Source organism: Bradyrhizobium sp. CW1 (assembly GCF_023100665.1).
In the GTDB taxonomy this organism is placed as follows: Bacteria; Pseudomonadota; Alphaproteobacteria; order Rhizobiales; family Xanthobacteraceae; genus Bradyrhizobium; species Bradyrhizobium canariense_D.
In genome coordinates, this window is record NZ_CP064684.1 from 4,499,049 (window position 1) to 4,518,775 (window position 19,727).

Consider the following 19,727-nt stretch of genomic DNA (forward strand, 5'->3'; position numbering starts at 1 on the left):
TCATCAGGAGTGGCGCGCCCGCGGCATGGTGTAGCTGCCGAAAAGCCCGATTGGTTCTCAGCGCGTCTCGCGAAGCTTCGTCGGCATCATGCGGGAACTAGCGCTCGCGCATGATCTCGTGCCGGTAGCGCTGCAGCGGCGATAGCAGGTAGCTCAGGATGGTGCGCGAACCGGTCCTGATCTCGACGGTCACCGCCATTCCCGGCGACAGGCTGACGAGGCGGTCGTCCACCTGCATCTGGGTGCGATCGAGCGAGATGCGGGCGCTGTAGCTCAACTCCTGCCCGCTGGGCTCGCTGCTGTCGCGTTGTGTCGCGAGCGGACGGTCGCTCCCGCGCTCCTGCGGCCGGTCGCGGATGATGGCGTCCTGCGAGACGCTCACGACCTGGCCTGCGAGAAGCCCGTAGCGGGTGAAATTGAAAGTGTCGATTTTGATGGCAGCACCCTGCCCGGCCTCGACAAATCCGATATCGCGATTGGAGATCATCGCCTCGATCTCGAGCCGCGTATCGGTCGGCACGATTACCAGCAGCGACTGCGCGGGCGTGACCACGCCGCCCACGGTGTGGACCGCAAGCTGCTGCACGACGCCGTCGACCGGCGACGTCAGTTGCTGAAGCCTCGTCCTCTGCTGCGCCTTGATCAGATCGCGTGCGACGCCATTGGCTTTCTGTTCGCTCTTAGCCAGCTCGTCGGAGAGACTCTTCCTGTACTCGGCCAGGGCTTGGATGCGGGTCTCCCGGATCGCGGCGACGGCCGCCTCGGCCTCCTTCAAGCGGCTGCTCTGGACGCGAAGCTCCTCCTGCTGCTCGATCTGGAGCTGGAGGGTCTCATAGTAGGTCAGCTTCGAGCCGATCTCCTTCTCCATCAGCGTCTTGCGGATCTCGACACGCTGCTGGGTGATCGGCAGCAACGCATCAAGCTTGTGAATCGTCGCCGCAATCGTCTGATGTTCGGCCTCCTTCTGCGCTTCCTGACGTGCCAGCGCCGCGAGCTTGGCCCTGTTCTCGCTGACCTGATTGGCGAGGAGCTGCCGTTGCGTCGCAACCAGCATGGGATCGGCATCCTCTGGTACGACGAGATCAGCGGATACCCCTTCGCCGCCCGCCAATGCGGCGCGGAGGCGCGCGACGTTGAGCCGTTCGGCCATGAGATCGTCGTGCAGACGATCGCGCTCTGCGGCGTTCACCGTCGGATCGAGCTCGATCAGCAGGTCGCCCGATTTGACCGATTGCCCGTCCTGCACGTGAATGGCGCGCACTACGCCGGTCTCGAACGGCTGGACAACCTTGCTTCGCCCGCTCGACACGACCTTGCCGGTTGCGGAGGCCACGATGTCGATCGTGCCCCAGGCCGACCAGGCCAGCGCCGCGCAGACAAGCAGCATCAGGGCCAGGGCGATGGCGCGGCCGATCGGCGATGGCGGTGTCTCCGTGATTTCCAGCGCCGCCGGCAGGAAGGCGACTTCCTCGGCGCGCCGGCCCTTTCCATTCCGGAACGGGATCACGGTCTGCTCCGGCCGAGCCGCCGGCACAGTGCTAGCCGACCTCATAAATGCCTCCCTGGAGACGATGCAGGGCGGCGTAGCGGCCGCCGGTCTTGATCAGCGCATCATGCGTGCCGTCCTCGACCAGACGGCCGCGTTCCAGGGTGAAGATGCGATCGGCGCCGCGGACGGTGGACAGACGGTGCGCGATGATCAGGACGGTACGGCCTTTCGCGATCTCCTTCATGTTGTCATGGATGATCCGCTCGCTTTCATAGTCGAGCGCGCTGGTGGCTTCGTCGAAGATCAGGATCCGGGGATTGCCCACCAGTGCGCGGGCAATCGCAATGCGCTGGCGCTGCCCGCCCGAGAGCGTCGAGCCGCGCTCGCCGACCACCGTATCGTAGCCCTCGGGGAGCTCCAGAATGAAGTCATGCGCGCCCGCCAGCTTCGCCGCATCGATGATGCGGTCCACCGGCAGGCTCGGATCGGCCAGGGCGACGTTGTCGCGCACCGACCGATTGAACAGCATGTTGTCCTGGAGCACGATTCCGATCTGCCGACGGAGCCCGGCCGGGTCGGTCGTCATCAGATCCATTCCGTCGACCAGCACGCGGCCGCCTTGCGGAACGTAGAGCCGCTGCACCAGCTTGGCGAAGGTGCTTTTGCCCGAGCCGGACGATCCGACGATGCCGACGGTTTGTCCGGCTGGAATATCGAACGAGACATCGTGCAGGATCTCCGGCCCATCGGGCCGGTAGCGGAAAGACACGTGCTCGAAGCGGATGTTGCCCCGGATCGGCGGCAGCCCCGCGCGGGCGGCGGAGTAAGCCGGCTCCGCCGCGCTGTTGAGGATGTCGCCGAGCCGCGCGATCGACAGCCGCGCCTGATGAAAATCCTGCCAGACTTGCGCGAGCCGCAGCACCGGGGCCGACACCCGCCCCGCGAAGATGTTGAAGGCCACGAGCTCGCCGACCGTCAATGCGTCACCGATCACCAGCCTGGCGCCGACATAGAGAATGGCGGCAGTGACGACCTTGCTGACGAGCTGCACGAGCTGGCTTGCCGTGTTGCCGAGGCTGGTGACACCGAAGCTCGCGGAGACATAGCCGGCGAGCTGCTCTTCCCAGCGGCGCTGCATCTGCGGCTCGACCGCCATCGCCTTCAGCGTTTCGATGCCGCTGACGCTCTCGACCAGGAAGGCCTGGTTCTCCGCGCCGCGGCGGAATTTCTCGTCCAGCCTGCGGCGAAACAGCGGCGTCGCCACGGCCGAGATCGCGATGTAGAACGGGAACGATGCCAGCACGATGAAGCTCATCTGCGCCGAATAGGCGAACATCACGGCCAGGAACACCGAGGTGAAGACCAGGTCGATGAGAAGCGTCAGTGACGAGCTGGTGATGAAATTGCGGATGTTCTCGAGCTCGCGGACCCGGGCCACGGAATCTCCGACGCGCCTGGCCTGAAACCAGGCCATCGGCAGCGCCAGCAGATGATGGAACAGCCGTGCCCCGAGCTCGACATCGATGCGGTTGGTCGTGTGCGCAAACAAGTAATTGCGTAGGATCCCAAGCACGGTGTCGAACAGGGAGACGACGACGAGGCCGATGACGAGAACGTCGAGCGTGGACAGTGAGCGGTGCACCAGCACCTTGTCGATGACGACCTGGAAGAACAGCGGCGAGACCAGCGCAAAAAGCTGGAGGAAGAACGAAGCCGCCAGCACCTCGCCCAGCAGCCGCCGGTATTTGCCGATCGCGCCGATGAACCAGGTGATATCGAAGTGCCGCCCGAGGTCGGACAGGCCGGCGCGCCGGACCATCAGGATCAAGCCGCCGTCCCAGATCGCGCTCAGCTCGTCGCGATCCATCAGCACCGGGCGCTGTGCCTCCGGGGACTGCACCAGCACCTTGTCGGCGGAGGCCTTTGCGATGACCATGAAGCCGCCGTCCCGCAGCATTGCGATCGCAGGCAGCGGGGTGTCCGACAGCCGGCTCCACTGCGTTCGATAGGTTCGCGCTTTAAGTCCGAGAGACCTGGCGCAGCGGACGATATCCGCTACGCCGAAGCTTGCCGCGCCCAGCCGGTGCCTGAGCTGCTCGCGATCGGCCGCAACACCCTGCAGATGCAGCAGCGTGAGCAACGCATCGAGCCCCGTGTCGGTGGAGACCGCATTCGTCATCATGCGCGTTCTCCGGGCCGATTCAGCGAGAACGCAATGGCGTGAAGTCGAATCGAGCTTGGCCAGCAGCCGCGCTCTATCCGGTCCCTCCCCCCTTGTGGAGGAGGGACCGGGAGGGCGGTGCCCCACGGGGATTCTTTCCGACGTTCGGCCGCTAACACTGCATCTCAACCATCGGCACCTTTTCCTGGGCTACCCCTCTCCCTAACCCTCCCCCGCAAGGGGGGGAGGGAACGCACCTCCGTCGGAGCGCTAGTGAGGCTCTTCCCATCAGGCCTTACTGTCAGGCGTGCTGCGGCGGTGCGAGCACCTGGCTCTGCGTCGCGTGCGGATCGGGCAGCGGCATCTCGCCGTTCCCCTCACCTGCCGGGACGAAGCTGGCCGCCATGGCCTGGTTGAGCAGCATCGCGGCCGCGAACGCTCCGCCCTGGATGACGACGTTGTTGCCGGTGCCGCCGTCCAGAATGTCGAGGCCCCCGCCGCCGATCAGCACGTCATCACCGGCACCACCTGCCAGCGTGTCGTTGGCGGGGCTGCCGATCAGCACGTCGTCGCCGTTGCCGCCATTGGCAACGAGCTGGATGCCGCCGTGCAAGCCGGAAGCCGTGATGACGTCGTCGCCATCGAGACCGTTGATGACGATCCTGTCGCCCGCGCCGGCATCGGTGATGTTGATGTCCTGGCCAAGCCCCGACACCGTGATGATGCCGTCGTGCTCGGTCACCGTGATGACGTCGTTGCCGCCGGTTGCGTTGATGGTCACGGTATCAGCGGCGCCGTCATTGGCGCCGAGATCGAGGTCGACCTGGCTGACGCCGGTGCCGGAGAGGTCACCGACGGTAATGTTGTCGGCACCGCCGAGAGCATTGAAGTCGACATGTTCGACCCCGTTCAGGTCCATCGCAATGGCGGCGACATCCCGCGTGAACAGCACCCGACCGCCATTGGCCGAGATGTTGATGGTCTCGCTGATATTGGCGCCGTTGAATGCCAGCGTGTCGGAGCCCTTCCCGCCTTCGACGGTGTCGCTGCCGTCGCCGGGATTCCAGACGAAGGTGTCGTCGCCCGCGCCGAGATTGGCGAAATCGTTGCCGCGTCCGCCGTTCACGATGTCATTGCCGGCGCTGCCGGTGATGGTGTCATTGCCGTCGCCGCCGTTGATGTTGAGGCTGAACGACTGTCCCGCCTTGATGGTAGAGGCGTTGATGACGTCATTGCCTTGTCCGCCGTTGATGCCGAGCACGTCACCGGTGTCCGCGTGCGCAACCATCACCTGCGCAGCGAGGCCGTTGACCACGATCGATCCGCCGGAGGTCACGACCGATATGTTGTCGTCACCGATCGTGCCGTTCACGGTCACGCGGTCCGCAGCGCCATCGCCGCTCTGGCCGCCGGGGCCGGCACTGAGGTCGATGGCAACCTGCGTGATTCCTGTCCCGGTCAGATCGTTGACGGTGATGTTGTCGGCGCCGCCTGCCGCCGCGATCTGCACGTGCTCGACGCCAACGAGGTCCATGACGATAGCACCGACGTCACGGGTGAGTAGCGCACGGCTTCCGTTCGCCGAGATCGACATGGTCTCGGCCACATTGGCGCCGTTGAACACCAGCGTATCGGTTCCCGTGCCGCCTTCGACAGTGTCGCTGCCGTCACCGGGATTCCACGTGAAGATGTCGTCGCCTGCGCCGAGAAGCGCGACGTCATTGCCGCGGCCGCCGATGACCTTGTCGTTGCCGTCGCCGCCGATCAGGGTGTCGGCTCCCTGGCTGCCGGTGATGGTGTCGTTGCCCGCACCGCCGTCGATGGTCAGCCCGATCGCCGCGCCGAGCGTGGATGCATCGATCACGTCGTTGCCGCCGAGCGCCTGCACGACCAGCCGGTCGTTGCCGGCCTCTGCATTTGCGATCGTCACGACCTCCGGCAGCCCCGTGACCGTGACCGTTGTGCCCGCGGCTGTGACCTCGATGTGCTGATTGCCGTTGCTGCCGTTGACGGTCACCGTATCAGCAGCGCCGTCGCCTTGCGTCCCTCCCGGAACGGCTCCGAGATCAACCAGCACCTGCTTGACGCCGGTCCGGGTGAGGTCGCCGACGGTGATGTTGTCGGCGCCGCCACGCGCATCGAATTCGATCTGCTCGACGCTGTTGAGATCCATCGTGATGTTGGCGACATCGCGGGTGAAGCGCACCCGGCCGCCATTGGCCGAGATGTTGATGGTCTCGTTGATGTTGGCGCCATTGAAAAGCAGCTTGTCGCTGCCCGAGCCGCCCTCGACCGTGTCGCTGCCGTCACCGGGATTCCAGATGAAAGTGTCGTCGCCACTCCCGAGCTGGGCGACGTCGTTGCCGCGTCCGCCATTGACGATGTCGTCGCCGCTGCCGCCGATGATGAGGTCGTTGCCGTCGCCGCCGATGATCCGGTCGTTGCCGGCGCCGCCATCGAGCGTCAGCGAGATCAGGCTGCCGAGCCCATTGCCCGCGGTGATGACATCGTCGCCGCCGCCGCTGTGCAAGACGAGATTTTCAGTCGTGCCGATGTCGAGCGAAAACGGCGCCGCGCCCGTCCCGTCGAGCCGCACGCGGGTGCCGTTCGCCGTGATCGTGAACGTCTCGGCGGCGTTGTTTCCGTTGACCTGAGCCGTATCGTTGCCCTCACCACCTTCGAACAGGTTGGTGCCGCCGCCGGGATTCCAGATCATGACGTCGTCGCCGGCCTCGCCGAACAGCTGGTTGTCGCCGCTGCCGCCGTCCAGGACGTCGTTACCCGCTCCGCCGAACAGCAGATCGTTGCCGCCGCCGCCCTTGATCAAATCGTTGCCGGCCTGACCAAACAGGAGGTCGGCTCCCGAGCCGCCCGTGATCCTGTCATTGCCGTCGCCGCCGAAGATGTGCACCGCCGGCATCGGTCCGTGGCATTCGTCGACGGTGATCGTGTCGTCACCGCCTTGACCGAAGATGTCGATCGCGGTGGTGTTGTCGACCGTGGGTTCGCCACCAACCGTTTTCACGTGCCCGTTATCAACCAGGATGCGGCCGGACTTGTCGCGACTTATCACGAGGCCGTTATTCGCGCTGTCGCCGAAAATGATGAGTTGCCCCGTAACCGGGGAAAACACAGAGGTAATGGACATCCAAATGATCCTTCCGACCTAGCCCCTCCCTTCGACGCGTAGCATTCGCGCACATGACATTCTTGAACCGTTGCTTGAGACGCGCGTGATTATTCTGGAGATTTCCTCCAGTTTTGCTTCGGGGCAGTTTCCGACAGCGGATGCGAAGGCTTGCTCATCACGAACCGCCTGATCACGGATCACGCGTAACGCCCCCGTGATTTTCAACGCGCGCGGAAGAACGCAGCTCGAGGCAATGAAGGCACTTTGGGCGAAGGTCGGCATCCGCGATGTCGAAACTCGCGAACAAGATCGCCGGCGAGCGCGAACGGGAGAGATCACGGTTCACGCCTCGGCCACCGCGATCAAGGAATGCAAAGCCGCTTGATGATGGGGATAGGAGTGCGCGGCTGATCGCATCGACAGCCGCAACCAGCTTCAGGCCAAAAGGTCGACCCGTGTTACGCCGACTTCTTCTTCGGCTTCGGCTTGGTCGCCTTCGGCATGACCGGCGCCTCCGGCGTGCCCTCGATCGAGGACAGGCGACCGGCCGTGAAGGTATAGATGCCAGCGCGCGGACCGGTCGTCCAGGTCACGACCGCAACGCGCCTGCCGGCGGCATCACCGGAGAGGTTGACGCTCGAGGGCGCGCCGATGCCGCGCACCACATCGCATTCGGTGTGGCCGAGCGCGACGGTGCCGCCCATGGGAGCCGGCGCGGTCGTCGACGCATTCGCATCAGCCGGCCCGGGCGGCGGCGCCATGCCGGCACAAGCCCCGTCGGCGCTGACCAGATCCTCGGCCCCAACCGGCTTGTCGGGGGTCAGCGGCGGCGACTCAATCGAGATGCTTTTGATGAACAGGCGGCTGGGCGTGTTGAACCACTGGGCATCCCTGGACAACAGATCGGTCCCGCCCGAACAGCCCGCAACCAGCGGGGCTACGGCCGCCAACGCAATTATGAGCGAGCTGGGAAGCTTTTGATGTCGCACGATAAACTAAAATCCCCGAGTGAAGGATCGGCCCTAAGCAATTGTAGCAACATCACTTTGCGGCACGAAGGTGACAAAAGCCATCATCACCCGAAAAGTGCAAATTATCATTAATTGCGAGCGACCGCTAATTCCGCTTCTGCCACCGGCCCCGCTCGTCAGCCTGCCAATAAGTGACATCAAATCCCCGCGCCTTGCAATCCGTCCAGGCGCTGCGGGCGAACGCAAGCGCGTCCGGATCGTCGCCGTCGAACAGCAGCACCATGCGCTCATAGGCCTGCGCGTCCTGCGGCACCGCGGCGTTGTCGACGAGGAAGCGGACATTGGCACCGTTCGGATTGTCCTCCTCGACCGCCAGCACGATCGGCTGATCGGCGGCGTCGCTCACCCGCCATGTCGCGTGCGGCAGGAAGGAATCGTCGCGATAGGTCCACAAATGAGCGTCGAGCGCATCGGCGCGCTCCGGCGAATTCGACTGCACCACGACGCGCCAGCCGCGCTCGAGCGATTTCTCGAGAAGCGGCGGCAACACGTTCTCCACCGTCATGTTTTGCAGATGGTAGAAAAGGACTTCAGTCATCTCGGGTCATTTGCGCTCGTAATGGTCGGCGACCAGACGGTCGAGCAAGCGAACTCCGTAACCGCTTCCCCAGCTCTGATTGATGTCGGTCTTCGGCGCGCCCATGGCGGTCCCAGCGATGTCTAGATGCGCCCAGGGCGTGCCGTCCACGAAGCGCTGGAGGAACTGTGCCGCGGTGATCGAGCCGCCATGGCGGCCGCCGGTGTTCTTCATGTCGGCGAACTGGGAATCGATCAGCTTGTCGTATTCGGGGCCAAGCGGCAGGCGCCAGACCTTCTCGCCGCTCTCGATGCCGGCCGCCAGCAGCCGCTCGGCAAGCTCGTCATTGTTGGAGAACATGCCGGCATGCTCGGTGCCGAGCGCGACCACGATGGCGCCGGTCAACGTCGCGAGATCCACCATGAATTTCGGCTTGGTTTTCTTGGCGACGTACCAGAGCACATCGGCAAGCACCAGGCGGCCTTCCGCGTCGGTGTTGATGATCTCGATGGTCTGGCCCGACATCGAGGTGACGATGTCGCCTGGGCGCTGCGCGTTGCCGTCCGGCATGTTCTCGACGAGGCCGATGGCGCCGACGACGTTGACCTTGGCCTTGCGTGCCGCGAGCGCATGCATCAGGCCGACGACGCAGGCAGCCCCTCCCATGTCGCCCTTCATGTCCTCCATGCTGCCGGCCGGCTTGATCGAAATGCCGCCGGTGTCGAAGCAGACGCCCTTGCCGACGAAGGCAACCGGCGCCTCACCTTTCTTGCCGCCGTCCCAACGCATGATCACGGTGCGGCTCGGCCGCGCCGAGCCCTGGCCGACGCCGAGCAGAGCGCCCATGCCGAGCTTGTCCATGGCCTTGACGTCGAGGACCTCGATCTTGACGCCGAGCTTGCGGAGCAGGCCTGCGCGGCGCGCGAACTCCTCGGGAAAAAGCACGTTCGGCGGCTCGTTGACGAGGTCGCGCGCAATGATCACGCCGTCCACGATCGCAGCCGCCGATGTAAACGCCTTCTTCGCGGCGACCACGTCGCCGACCGCAAACGAGACGTCGGCGCGCGTGCCGCCCTCCTCGCCATCCTTCTTCCTGGTCTTGTAGCGGTCGAACTTGTAGGTGCGCAGCCGCAGGCCCGAGGCGATCGCGACCGCCTGCTCGCTGGTCATGGCGCCGCCTGGAAGTTCCGCCATGATGGTCATGGCCGCCGCCCCGGCCGGAAGCTTGCTCGCCGCCACGCCGCCGAATTTGAGGAAGTCGTTCGCCTTCAGGCCGGCCGCCTTGCCGGCACCGATCACGATCAGGCGGGTGGCCTTCACGCCTTCGGGCGCAAGGATGTCGAGCGCAGCGCCGCTTTTGCCCTTGAAGGCGGCGGCGGTGGCCGCCCGCTTCACGAGTTCGGTGGCCCCGCCGAGCGCCTTGGCGGTCGCCGGGCCGAGCTTCAGGCTGTCGTCGCAGAACACGACCATGATGCCACGGGCGGCGGCAGACAATGGAACGAAGCCGACCTTGATGGCATCGGACATGAGTAACTCCTTAAAACATTGCGCTTTTTACCGATCGGCGGTCCCGGCCACGGGCCGGAGCTGAACGGCGATTCACTGAGCGTGCCGCACTATGGGCCACCGGCCCGGCAGATGCCAAGCACCCCCCGTGGCCGAGGGGCCACAACGAGGGAAATATTAACCATATATTGAGGGTGCCACGGGGCAGCCATTTTGTTGACGGATCAAAGGGATGGTACTGAGAGAGTAAGCCGGCGGATGAGATGGTTGGCCGACCTTGGGGATCCTCTTGCGGGGATTGGTTGGACAGGCGGAATTCCGGCCGGCATTGGGGACTTGGTGGGATTCGTGCGGTAGCGCATGGGGTCAATCGATAGGTATATCTTCCGCACGACGCTCGCGTCGTTTGCGCTGGTCCTGGTCAGCCTCACGGGCGTGATCTGGATTACGCAAGCGTTGCGCGGCATCGACCTGATGACGAGCCAGGGTCAGACCATCCTGACCTTCCTCGGGATCACCAGCCTCGTCGTGCCCGCGCTGGTCCTGATCATCTCGCCGATCGCGCTGATGATCGCGATCTCGCATACGCTGAACAAGCTCGCGACCGATTCCGAGATCATCGTGATGAATGCCGCCGGCTTCTCGCCATTCCGGCTGTTCTATCCGTTCTTCTACGCCACCTGCGTGGTGGCGCTGCTGGTCGCCTTCATCGCGGCCTATCTCGCTCCCGACGGCATGCGGCGGATCAAGCAGTGGGACGCCGAGATCACCGCAGACGTGCTCACCAACATCCTGCAGCCCGGCCGCTTCGCCCAGCTCGACAAGAACCTGACGATCCGGATTCGCGAACGCCAGCCCGGCGGCATCCTCGCCGGCATCTTCATCGACGACCGCCGCGATCCGAACGAGCGGGTCTCGATCGTCGCCGAGCACGGCGAAGTCGTGAAGAACGAGACCGGATCGTTCCTGGTGCTGGAGACCGGCAATCTCCAACGCTTCGAGGCCGGCAAGCGCGATCCCGCGCTGGTGGCGTTCGGCCGCTACGGCTTCGACATGTCCAAGTTCTCGGGCCAGGGCCGCGACGTCACCCTCGGCATCCGCGAGCGTTATCTCTGGGAGTTGCTCTCGCCGTCCGAGGACGATCCCGTCTACAAGCAGATTCCCGGCCAGTTCCGCTCGGCCCTGCATGACAGCCTGCTGGCGCCGATCTATCCCTTCGCCTTTGCCGTGCTGACCTTCGCGTTTCTGGGTGCGCCTCGCACCACGCGCCAGAGCCGCAATTTCTCGATCGGCTCCTCGATCCTCGCCGTGTTCGGCCTGCGCATGGCCGGCTTCGCCTGCTCGGTGATGGCGGTGAAATCGCCGGGCGCGGTGCTGGTCCAATATGCCATGGTCATTGGTGCCATCGGCGTCGGGCTGGCGATCATCATTGGCGGCCTTGTGGTCGAACCGCCGCCGCGCCTCATGGAGGCCATCAACAGGTCGAACGCGCGCATTGCGCGGCTGTTCGGACGGCCGGCCACCGCATGAGCATGCTCACCAACACACTCGGGCGCTATTTCGCCGGCCGTTTCGTGGTCGCGGCGCTCGGCGTGTTCGCCGGCATTTTCCTGCTGCTGGTGCTGGTCGATTACATCGAGATGGTGCGCAAGACCTCAGGGCTCGCATCCGCCTCCGCAGTCATGGTGGCCGAGACCTCGCTGTTCCGCGTGCCGCAGCTTTTGGAGAAGCTGACGCCGTTCTGCATGCTGATCGGCGCCATGACCTGCTATCTCGCCCTCTCCCGCCGGCTCGAGCTCGTCGTCGCGCGCGCCGCCGGCGTCTCCGCATGGCAATTCATCTCGCCGGCGCTCGGCAGCGCGCTCCTGATCGGCGTGATCGCCACCGTCGCCTACAATCCGATGTCGGCCAATCTGCGCGAGCTGTCCAAGCGCATGGAAGCCGAGCTGTTCGGCTCGGCGCCCGGCGGCGGCATTCAGGACGCCTCCGGCTTCTGGCTCAACCAGAAGACCAGCGACGGCGAGACGATCATCAATGCGGCGCGCAGCGAGCAGCAGGGTATCCGGCTCACCGGACTCACGCTGTTCCGGTTTGACACAGAGCAGCACTTCAAGGAACGGGTCGAGGCGCGCGAGGCGACGCTCGAGGCCGGCCGTTGGCTGTTCAAGGGCGTCCGCCGCTTCTCGCTGGATTCGCCGCCGGTCGATCAGGCCAGCCTGGAGATTCCGACCACGCTGACCGAGGCCCAGGTCCGCAACAGCTTTTCCACACCCGAGACTGTGTCCTTTTGGCAACTACCGAGCTACATCCGCTCATCCGAAAGCTCGGGCTTCGCGACAGCCGGATACCGACTCCAGTATCAGAAGCTTCTGGCACAGCCGTTTTTGCTTGCAGCCATGGTGATGCTCGCGGCCTCCGTGTCGTTGCGCTTCTTCCGGATGGGCGGCGTGCAGAAGATGGTTTTGAGTGGCGTGGGCGCAGGCTTTCTGCTCTACGTTCTGTCGAAAGTGACTGAAGATTTGAGCAAGGCTGAGTTGATGCATCCGATCGCTGCGGCGTGGTTGCCCGTGGTGGTGGGCGGCCTCACCGGCTTTTTGGCCTTGCTGTATCAGGAGGACGGATAGTGACGGCCGTCCACCGAGGGCCCGTGTCTCGTTTGACGCGGCGCACATTGGTGCGCGCGAACGGGTGTGGCTTGTCCATTCGCAGATTCCTGCTTGCTGTCGCCGCCGTGGCATCGCTCGGTGGCGTGATGGACGTTGCCGCCGTGACGCCGGCATCCGCCCAGAGCTTCACCTACAATCCGCTGCCGCCGCGTGCGAAGCCGCCGAAGGCCGTCAACGACAACCAGATGCTGGTTCAGGCGACCGAGGTCGATTACGACTACAACAATTCGCGCGTCTCCGCGGTCGGTAACGTCCAGCTGTTCTACAACGGCACCAGCGTCGAGGCCGACAAGGTCATCTACGACCAGAAGACCAAGCGGCTCCATGCCGAAGGCAACATCCGTATGACGGATGCCGACGGCAAGATCACCTATGCCGAGATCCTGGACCTGTCCGACGACTACCGTGACGGCTTCGTCGATTCGCTGCGCGTTGATACGGCCGACCAGACCCGCATGGCGGCGAGCCGCTCCGATCGCTCCAGCGGCAACTACACGGTGTTCGAGAACGGCGTCTACACGGCCTGCGCGCCGTGCAAGGACGATCCGAAGAAGCCGCCGCTCTGGCAGGTCAAGGGTGCGCGCATCATCCACGACCAGCAGGAGAAGATGCTGTATTTCGAGACGGCGCAGCTCGAATTCTTCGGCGTGCCGATCGCCTATATGCCCTATTTCTCGACGCCCGACCCGACCGTGAAGCGCAAGACCGGCTTCCTGATGCCGGGCTTCACGTCGAATACGCCGTTCGGCTACGGCGTCGAGGTTCCGTTCTACTGGGCGATCGCGCCCGACATGGACGCCACCTTCAACCCGCGCATCACGTCCAGGCAGGGCGTGCTGTTCCAGGCCGAATTTCGCCAGCGCCTGATGGACGGCGCCTATCAGATCCGCGTCTACGGCATCGACCAGCTCGATCGGAGCGCGCTCGCTGGCCAGCCCGGCGACAAGCAGTTCCGCGGCGCCGTCGACACCAAGGGTCAGTTCGCGCTGAACGACAAATGGGTCTGGGGTTGGGACGGTGTCCTGATGTCCGACTATTATTTCTTCTCGGACTATCGGTTGTCGCAATATCGCGATCCGCTGGGCTCGTTCCTGTATCTGCCGACGGATGCACTCTCGCAGCTTTACCTGACCGGTGTCGGCAATCGCAGCTTCTTCGACGCGCGCACGATGTACTGGCTGAGTTACTCGGGCAACCAGAACCAGGTGCCGGTCGTCTACCCCGTGATCGACTACTCGAACGTGCTGAACTATCCAGTCTTCGGCGGCGAGTTCAGCTACAAGACCAATTTCGTGAACCTGTCGCGTGACACCGCGGTGTTCGATCCGATCACGACGCTCGCCAACACCAACAGCCTGTGCACGACGGTGTCGGCCGATCCGCTCGCGCGTACGCCGTCGCAGTGCCTGCTGCGCGGCTTCCCGGGTACCTACACCCGCCTGACGGCGGAAGCGCAGTGGCGCAAGTCCTTCACCGATCCGTTCGGTGAAATCTGGACGCCGTTCGCCATTCTCCGCGCCGACGCGATCAACTCCTCGGTCTCCAACCAGCCGGGCGTGTCGAACTATTTGCCCGTCGGCGATACCCAGGCGCTCCGCCTGATGCCGACCGTGGGCCTCGAATACCGCTACCCCTTCATCAACGTTCAGCCCTGGGGTTCGACCACCATCGAGCCGATCGCGCAGATCATCATCCGGCCGAACGAGACCTATGCCGGCAAGCTCCCCAACGAGGACGCGCAGAGCATGGTGTTCGACGCCTCGAACCTGTTCAGCGTCGACAAGTTCTCAGGCTACGACCGTGTCGAGGGCGGCGGCCGCGCCAATGTCGGCGTGCAGTCCACCACGCAGTTCGACAGGGGCGGAGCCATCAAGACGCTGTTCGGCCAGTCCTACCAGCTGTTCGGCATGAACTCCTTCGCGGTCCAGGACTCCATCAATACCGGCGTGGATTCCGGCCTGCAAAGGCCGCGCTCCGACTATGTGGCGAGCGCCGCCTATTCGCCCAACAGCACCTATACGTTCAGCGTTCGCTCGCGCATGGACGAGCAGACCTGGAACGTGCAGCGCTTCGAGGCGGAAGGCCGCGCCAACTTCAACCGCTGGTCAGTCAGCATGCTGTACGGCAATTACGCGGCGCAGCCGGAACTCGGCTATCTAACCCGCCGCGAGGGCATCCTGACGTCAGGCTCGATCAAGCTCGCGGCCAATTGGGTGGTCACGGGCTCGGCGCGCTGGGACCTTGAGGCCAACAAGATCAACCAGTATGTGCTCGGTGCCGGCTACGTCGACGATTGTTTTGTGCTCGGCTTGAACTATGTAACTGCGTATAGCTATTCCGCAGGCTCGACCCCGCCCGTGCTGAACCACGCGATCATGTTCCAGATCGGCCTGCGCACGCTGGCGAACACAGCGACCACCAGCAGTTCCGGCGGCGGACTCCAGTGAACGGTTTGAAGGTGCCGGCCGCGTGTTCCCGATCGCAGGTTCACCTCGGCTGACATGCGAGCGACAAATATGACGATCCCATTGCCTGTCTTCCGCCTCTTCCTCATCCTCGCCGCCCTGCTGCTGGCCGGCGCGCCGTTGCGTGCGCAGAACATCGTCTTGATGGTCAACGGCGATCCCATCACCGACTTCGACATCGAGCAGCGCTCCAAGCTCGACCAGCTGACGACGCAGAAGACACCGGCCCGCCAGGACGTCATCAACGAGCTGATCGACGACCGGGTGAAGATGAAGGAAGGCAAGAAATATGGTGTCGACCCCGGCGTCTCCGACATCAACCAGTCCTACGAGGGCATGGCGCAGCGCATGCGCATCTCGCCGGACCAGCTCACCAAGTCGCTCGAGGTCAAGGGCGTCCGCCCCGAAACCCTGAAGAGCCGCATGAAGGCCGAGATGGTCTGGACCAGCCTCGTGCGCGGCCGCTTCAAGGAGAAGCTGCTGGTCGGCGAGAAGGACGTCGCGCAGGCCGTGCAGGCCCAGACCGGCGACAAGCTGCAGATCGAGGGCACCGAATACAAGATGCAGCCGATCGTGCTGATCGTGCCACGGGGCTCGTCGCCGGCGTTCCTGGAGACACGGCATAAGGAAGCCGAGCAGTATCGCTCGCGCGTCGGAAGCTGCGAAGAAGCCAATTCGCTGTTCCGCTCCACGCCGAACGCCACCATCCGCGACGTCGTCACCAAGACCACCGCTGAATTACCCGAGGCGCTGCGTAAGGTGCTCGACGACACGCCGATCGGCCACCTGACCGCGCCCGAGACGACCAAGGCAGGCATCGAGATGGTGGTGCTGTGCTCGCGCAAGCCGACCATGATCGACACGCCGAAGAAGCGCGAGGTCCGCGAGAAGATGTATCAGGAGAAGTACGAGAAGACCCAGAAGACCTATCTCGAGGAGCTCCGCAAGGCGGCGATGATCGAGTATCGCAACCGCTGATGGCCAAGCAGCCTGCCAAGCCCCTCGCCCTGACGCTGGGAGAGCCTGCCGGCATCGGCCCCGACATCACCATCGCAGCCTGGCTCAAGCGCCGCGAACTGGACCTGCCCGCCTTCTATCTGCTCGGCGACGAGGCGCTGATCGCCCGCCGCGCCAAGGCGCTCGGCGCTGCCGTCAGGATCGCTTCGGTGACCACCGGCGAGGCCGAGGCCGCCTTCCCCCAGGCCCTGCCCGTGGTTGCGTCCGGCGAGCCCGCGAGCGCCGCGCCCGGCAAGCCCGACGCATCGAGCGCGCCGGCCGCGCTCGCCTCGATCCGCCAGGCGGTCACGGATGTCCGCGAGGGCCGCGCCGGCGCCGTTGTCACCAATCCGATTGCCAAGAGCGTGCTCTATCGTGCCGGCTTCCGCCATCCCGGCCATACCGAATTCCTCGCAGAACTCGCCGCGGAAGACGGCCCCACGCCGCAGCCGGTGATGATGCTGTGGTCGCCGCGGCTCGCCGTAGTGCCCGTGACCATCCACGTCTCCTTGCGCGATGCACTGGCCCAGCTCACCAGCGAGCTGATCGTCTCGACCGTGCGCATCGTCGCGACCGAACTCAAATCCCGCTTCGGCATCGCGAATCCGCGCATCGCGATTTCCGGCCTCAATCCGCACGCGGGCGAGGACGGCTCGCTCGGCCACGAGGAGCAGACCGTGATCGCGCCGGCGATCAAGACGTTGCGGGGCGACGGTATCGAGGCGAAGGGACCGCTCCCCGCCGACACCATGTTCCACGAAGCCGCGCGAAACAGCTATGACTGCGCCGTCTGCATGTACCACGACCAGGCGCTGATCCCGATCAAGACTGTGGCCTTCGATGACGCGGTCAACGTCACGCTCGGACTGCCCTTCATCCGCACCTCGCCCGACCACGGCACCGCCTTCGACATCGCCGGCACCGGCAAGGCCAATCCGGCAAGCCTGATCGCTGCGTTGAGGCTTGCGAGCCGGATGGCGGCTGCGAAAACCCGATGAGCACGATCGATGACCTCCCGCCGCTTCGCGAGGTCATTCGCCAGCACGCCTTGTCGGCGCGCAAATCGCTCGGCCAGAACTTCCTCCTCGACCTCAATCTCACCGCGCGCATCGCGCGTGCGGCGGCTCCACTCGAGGATTCCACCATCATCGAGATCGGCCCCGGCCCGGGCGGGCTGACGCGCGCCCTGCTCGCGCTCGGCGCCAGACGCGTCATCGCCATCGAGCATGACGAGCGCGCGATCCCTGCCTTGCAGGATATTGCTGCGCGCTATCCCGGCCGACTCGAGATCGTCCATGGCGACGCCATGACCTTCGACCCGCGCCCGCTGCTATCAGGCGAAAGAGCAAAAATCGTCGCCAACCTGCCCTACAACATCGCGACCCACCTCCTCGTCGGCTGGCTCACCACCGAACCCTGGCCGCCCTGGTACGAAATGATGGTCCTGATGTTCCAGCGCGAGGTCGGCGAGCGCATCGTGGCGCGCGAGGACGAAGAGGCCTTCGGCCGACTCGGCGTGCTCGCCAATTGGCGCTGCGAGACCAAGATCCTGTTCGACATCGCGCCGTCCGCCTTCGTGCCGCCGCCGAAGGTTACGTCTTCCGTTGTGCGACTGATCCCGCGCGAAACGCCTCTCGCCTGCGATCGCAAGCTGCTCGAACAGGTCGCGGCCGCCGCCTTCGGCCAGCGCCGCAAGATGCTGCGGCAAAGCCTGAAGGCGCTCGGCGCCGATCCCGCGCGGCTCGCCGCAGCTGCCGGCGTCGATGCGACGCGGCGCGCGGAGACCGTTCCGATTTCCGGCTTTGTTGCCATGGCCCGTGAATTGGCCAATATACGCAGCGAAACAGAGAGATAATTTCGGAGGAAGAAATATGGCGTTGATGCGTCGGCAGTCCCTCGTCAAGTTCGATGCGCCGCTGTGCGAGACCATCGTCGAGACGCCGAAGCCGCAAGGTCGAGAGGTGCTGGTGCGGATCGAGCGTTGCGGCCTCTGCCACTCCGATCTGCACATCCAGGACGGCTACGCCGATCTCGGCGGCGGCAAGAAGCTCGACACCACGCGCGGCATGACGCTGCCCTTCACGCTCGGCCACGAGATCGCGGGCGTGGTCGACGAAGTCGGCCCCGAGGTATTCGCCGGTCTCGTCGGCAGCAAGAAGGCGGTGTTTCCGTGGATCGGTTGCGGCCAGTGTCGCGACTGCGCCAATGGCGACGAGAATCTCTGCGCCAGACAGCGCTTTCTCGGCGTCTCCATCGACGGCGGCTTCGCCACCCACGTGCTGGTGCCCGACGCGAAATATCTGCTCGACTACGATCCCCTGCCCGTCAACCAGGCCGCGACGCTGATGTGCTCCGGCGTCACCGCCTACGGCGCGCTCAAGCGCCTGGTCGACCGGCCGCGCCAGCGCAACCTCCTGCTGATCGGCCTCGGCGGTGTCGGCATGATGGGCCTTTCCTTCGCGGCGGCCATGTTCAAGCAGCCGATCACGGTCGCCGACCTCAGCGGTGCCGCGCGCGAAACCGCGCTGAAGAACGGCGCGGCGGTGGCCTACGATCCGGCCGAGCCCGACGTGGTCAAGCGCATCCTCAAGGAAACCGATGGCGGCTTCGACGAGATCGTCGACTTCGCGGGCAACGAGAAGTCCATGGCTTTCGCGGTCGCCGTCGCCGCGCGCGGCGGCAAGATCGTGGTCTCCGGCCTGATGGGGGGCCAGTTCACGTTGCCGATGGTGCAATGGGTCTACAAGCGCATGACCATCGAGGGCTTCATGGTCGGCACACTCACCGAGGCTCACGAGCTGATGGCGCTCGCCCGCGCCGGCAAGATCAAGCCGACGCCGATGCGCGAGGAGCCGATGGCTGACGTCCAAACATGGATCGACGAGCTTCGCGCCGGCGAGGTCGTCGGCCGCATCGTGCTCAAGAACTAGAAACTGACGCAGACCCGTGTTCCAAATTGGGGAACCCGCTCTCTGCAGAATACGGTCCTCGCCAGCTCTCTTTTTGGATTTCTGGCAACCATGCAGACGATCCGCCGCTTCCTCGCCGACGAGTCCGGCGCCACAGCGATCGAGTACGGCCTGATCGCCGCTGGCATTGCGCTTGCGATCATCGCCGTCGTCAACAATCTCGGCGCGACGCTGAACAAGAAGTTCACCTCGATCGGCAGCTCGCTGAAGTAGCGGGCACGCGCGCCAATTCAAAGCATTCGTCTGTCCCGCGGAACGGCAACGGCCGCGCCGCGTTGGCAGCCATGTCCATTCGCTGCACCGTCGAGAACGCATTCTTCATCGCCTGGAGTTTCCTGGAGCAGAGCAGAGAGCTCGGCTCCCCGGACGAGACGGCGAACGTCCTGCTCGACGCCATTGAGGCCCAGCTCAGGACCGGCGAGCGCCGGCAACTGATGCTCGCCAACAGGGCGATCGATGCCTATCGCGCCCACGCGGAAAAAGGCCGGCCCGCGCACGATTGCGAAGCACGCTTCGGGTGACGAACTTCGGGTGATGAACATCCCGGCCGCCCTCGGGCCCGCCGGCCCGGCGGCGTTGAGGTATAGGCCGGCGGTCCGTCGGGCAGAGCGCACGGGCTGCGGCGCTCCGCGACGAGCGCGCTACGCTGGAGCCGCGCCCCTGCTGTGTGCACTCCTGCACAGAGCTCGCAATGTTGAAGGCCGCTGGGTTCGGCTGCGCCATTGCCTCGTCCCATGCCTCGCCAAAACTTTCTGGAATTCCGCAAGCCGGAGGCCATTTTTCAACGGCTGAAAAAC

At 64.8% G+C, this 19,727-nt stretch carries 15 protein-coding genes; 9 read left to right on the plus strand and 6 right to left on the minus strand.

Features of this window, described 5'->3' with window-relative positions:
- Positions 1-97 precede the first annotated feature (97 nt).
- From IVB54_RS22180 to IVB54_RS22205, 6 genes are all read right to left on the minus strand, one after another.
- Entirely contained in the window at positions 98-1,552 is a 1,455-nt protein-coding gene (locus IVB54_RS22180; protein WP_026233732.1) for an HlyD family type I secretion periplasmic adaptor subunit, read from the minus strand.
- A complete protein-coding gene (locus IVB54_RS22185; protein ID WP_018459087.1) occupies positions 1,539-3,671 on the minus strand; it encodes a type I secretion system permease/ATPase in 2,133 nt (710 codons plus the stop codon). Before IVB54_RS22185 ends, IVB54_RS22180 begins: the two co-directional genes overlap by 14 nt.
- A 280-nt stretch (positions 3,672-3,951) precedes the next feature.
- On the minus strand, positions 3,952-6,798 hold the full coding sequence (locus IVB54_RS22190; RefSeq protein ID WP_247297469.1) for a calcium-binding protein: 2,847 nt from the start codon (positions 6,796-6,798) through the stop codon (positions 3,952-3,954).
- Positions 6,799-7,238: 440 nt separating this feature from the next.
- Positions 7,239-7,730 (minus strand): hypothetical protein, encoded by a 492-nt coding sequence (locus IVB54_RS22195; RefSeq protein WP_018459090.1) that lies wholly within the window; start codon positions 7,728-7,730, stop codon positions 7,239-7,241.
- Positions 7,731-7,896: 166 nt separating this feature from the next.
- Complete coding sequence (locus IVB54_RS22200) at positions 7,897-8,349, minus strand: DNA polymerase III subunit chi (RefSeq protein ID WP_018459091.1); 453 nt, start codon at positions 8,347-8,349, stop codon at positions 7,897-7,899.
- 6 nt (positions 8,350-8,355) lie between these two features.
- Positions 8,356-9,855, minus strand: coding sequence for a leucyl aminopeptidase (locus IVB54_RS22205; RefSeq protein WP_018459092.1), 1,500 nt, complete (start codon positions 9,853-9,855; stop codon positions 8,356-8,358).
- Between the two features lie 339 nt (positions 9,856-10,194).
- Here IVB54_RS22205 and lptF point away from each other — a divergent pair, with 339 nt between their 5' ends.
- The 9 genes from lptF (at position 10,195) to IVB54_RS22250 (ending at position 19,451) form a co-directional block, all read left to right on the plus strand.
- Positions 10,195-11,364 (plus strand): LPS export ABC transporter permease LptF, encoded by a 1,170-nt coding sequence (lptF, locus tag IVB54_RS22210; protein WP_018459093.1) that lies wholly within the window; start codon positions 10,195-10,197, stop codon positions 11,362-11,364.
- Positions 11,361-12,458, plus strand: coding sequence for an LPS export ABC transporter permease LptG (gene lptG / locus IVB54_RS22215; RefSeq protein ID WP_018459094.1), 1,098 nt, complete (start codon positions 11,361-11,363; stop codon positions 12,456-12,458). The genes lptF and lptG overlap by 4 nt, the downstream gene beginning before the upstream one ends.
- Positions 12,458-14,947 carry an LPS-assembly protein LptD gene (locus IVB54_RS22220; RefSeq protein WP_026233733.1) on the plus strand — a complete coding sequence of 830 codons (2,490 nt, stop codon included), beginning with the start codon at positions 12,458-12,460 and terminating at the stop codon, positions 14,945-14,947. Before lptG ends, IVB54_RS22220 begins: the two co-directional genes overlap by 1 nt.
- Before the next feature lie 69 nt (positions 14,948-15,016).
- Positions 15,017-15,943 (plus strand): SurA N- domain family protein, encoded by a 927-nt coding sequence (locus IVB54_RS22225; protein WP_026233734.1) that lies wholly within the window; start codon positions 15,017-15,019, stop codon positions 15,941-15,943.
- On the plus strand, positions 15,943-16,959 hold the full coding sequence (gene pdxA, locus IVB54_RS22230) for a 4-hydroxythreonine-4-phosphate dehydrogenase PdxA (protein WP_018459097.1): 1,017 nt from the start codon (positions 15,943-15,945) through the stop codon (positions 16,957-16,959). Before IVB54_RS22225 ends, pdxA begins: the two co-directional genes overlap by 1 nt.
- A complete protein-coding gene (gene rsmA, locus IVB54_RS22235) occupies positions 16,956-17,816 on the plus strand; it encodes a 16S rRNA (adenine(1518)-N(6)/adenine(1519)-N(6))-dimethyltransferase RsmA (RefSeq protein ID WP_018459098.1) in 861 nt (286 codons plus the stop codon). The genes pdxA and rsmA overlap by 4 nt, the downstream gene beginning before the upstream one ends.
- Positions 17,817-17,832: 16 nt before the next feature.
- Positions 17,833-18,891 carry an alcohol dehydrogenase gene (locus IVB54_RS22240; protein WP_247776445.1) on the plus strand — a complete coding sequence of 353 codons (1,059 nt, stop codon included), beginning with the start codon at positions 17,833-17,835 and terminating at the stop codon, positions 18,889-18,891.
- 90 nt (positions 18,892-18,981) lie between these two features.
- Positions 18,982-19,143: a Flp family type IVb pilin gene (locus tag IVB54_RS22245; protein ID WP_018459100.1), complete on the plus strand. Its 162-nt coding sequence runs from the start codon at positions 18,982-18,984 to the stop codon at positions 19,141-19,143.
- Between the two features lie 71 nt (positions 19,144-19,214).
- A complete protein-coding gene (locus tag IVB54_RS22250) occupies positions 19,215-19,451 on the plus strand; it encodes a hypothetical protein (protein WP_247776446.1) in 237 nt (78 codons plus the stop codon).
- The last annotated feature ends 276 nt before the right edge of the window (positions 19,452-19,727 follow it).

Bases quoted from the DNA above. Each gene is read 5' to 3' on its own strand.
- IVB54_RS22240 (WP_247776445.1), top strand. From the start codon at position 17,833: ATGGCGTTGATGCGTCGGCAGTCCCTCGTCAAGTTCGATGCGCCGCTG.
- IVB54_RS22245 (WP_018459100.1), top strand. From the start codon at position 18,982: ATGCAGACGATCCGCCGCTTCCTCGCCGACGAGTCCGGCGCCACAGCG.
- IVB54_RS22225 (WP_026233734.1), top strand. From the start codon at position 15,017: ATGACGATCCCATTGCCTGTCTTCCGCCTCTTCCTCATCCTCGCCGCC.
- IVB54_RS22185 (WP_018459087.1), bottom strand. From the start codon at position 3,671: ATGATGACGAATGCGGTCTCCACCGACACGGGGCTCGATGCGTTGCTC.
- lptG (WP_018459094.1), top strand. From the start codon at position 11,361: ATGAGCATGCTCACCAACACACTCGGGCGCTATTTCGCCGGCCGTTTC.
- IVB54_RS22180 (WP_026233732.1), bottom strand. From the start codon at position 1,552: ATGAGGTCGGCTAGCACTGTGCCGGCGGCTCGGCCGGAGCAGACCGTG.
- lptF (WP_018459093.1), top strand. From the start codon at position 10,195: ATGGGGTCAATCGATAGGTATATCTTCCGCACGACGCTCGCGTCGTTT.
- IVB54_RS22190 (WP_247297469.1), bottom strand. From the start codon at position 6,798: ATGTCCATTACCTCTGTGTTTTCCCCGGTTACGGGGCAACTCATCATT.
- IVB54_RS22205 (WP_018459092.1), bottom strand. From the start codon at position 9,855: ATGTCCGATGCCATCAAGGTCGGCTTCGTTCCATTGTCTGCCGCCGCC.
- IVB54_RS22200 (WP_018459091.1), bottom strand. From the start codon at position 8,349: ATGACTGAAGTCCTTTTCTACCATCTGCAAAACATGACGGTGGAGAAC.
- IVB54_RS22250 (WP_247776446.1), top strand. From the start codon at position 19,215: ATGTCCATTCGCTGCACCGTCGAGAACGCATTCTTCATCGCCTGGAGT.
- pdxA (WP_018459097.1), top strand. From the start codon at position 15,943: ATGGCCAAGCAGCCTGCCAAGCCCCTCGCCCTGACGCTGGGAGAGCCT.
- rsmA (WP_018459098.1), top strand. From the start codon at position 16,956: ATGAGCACGATCGATGACCTCCCGCCGCTTCGCGAGGTCATTCGCCAG.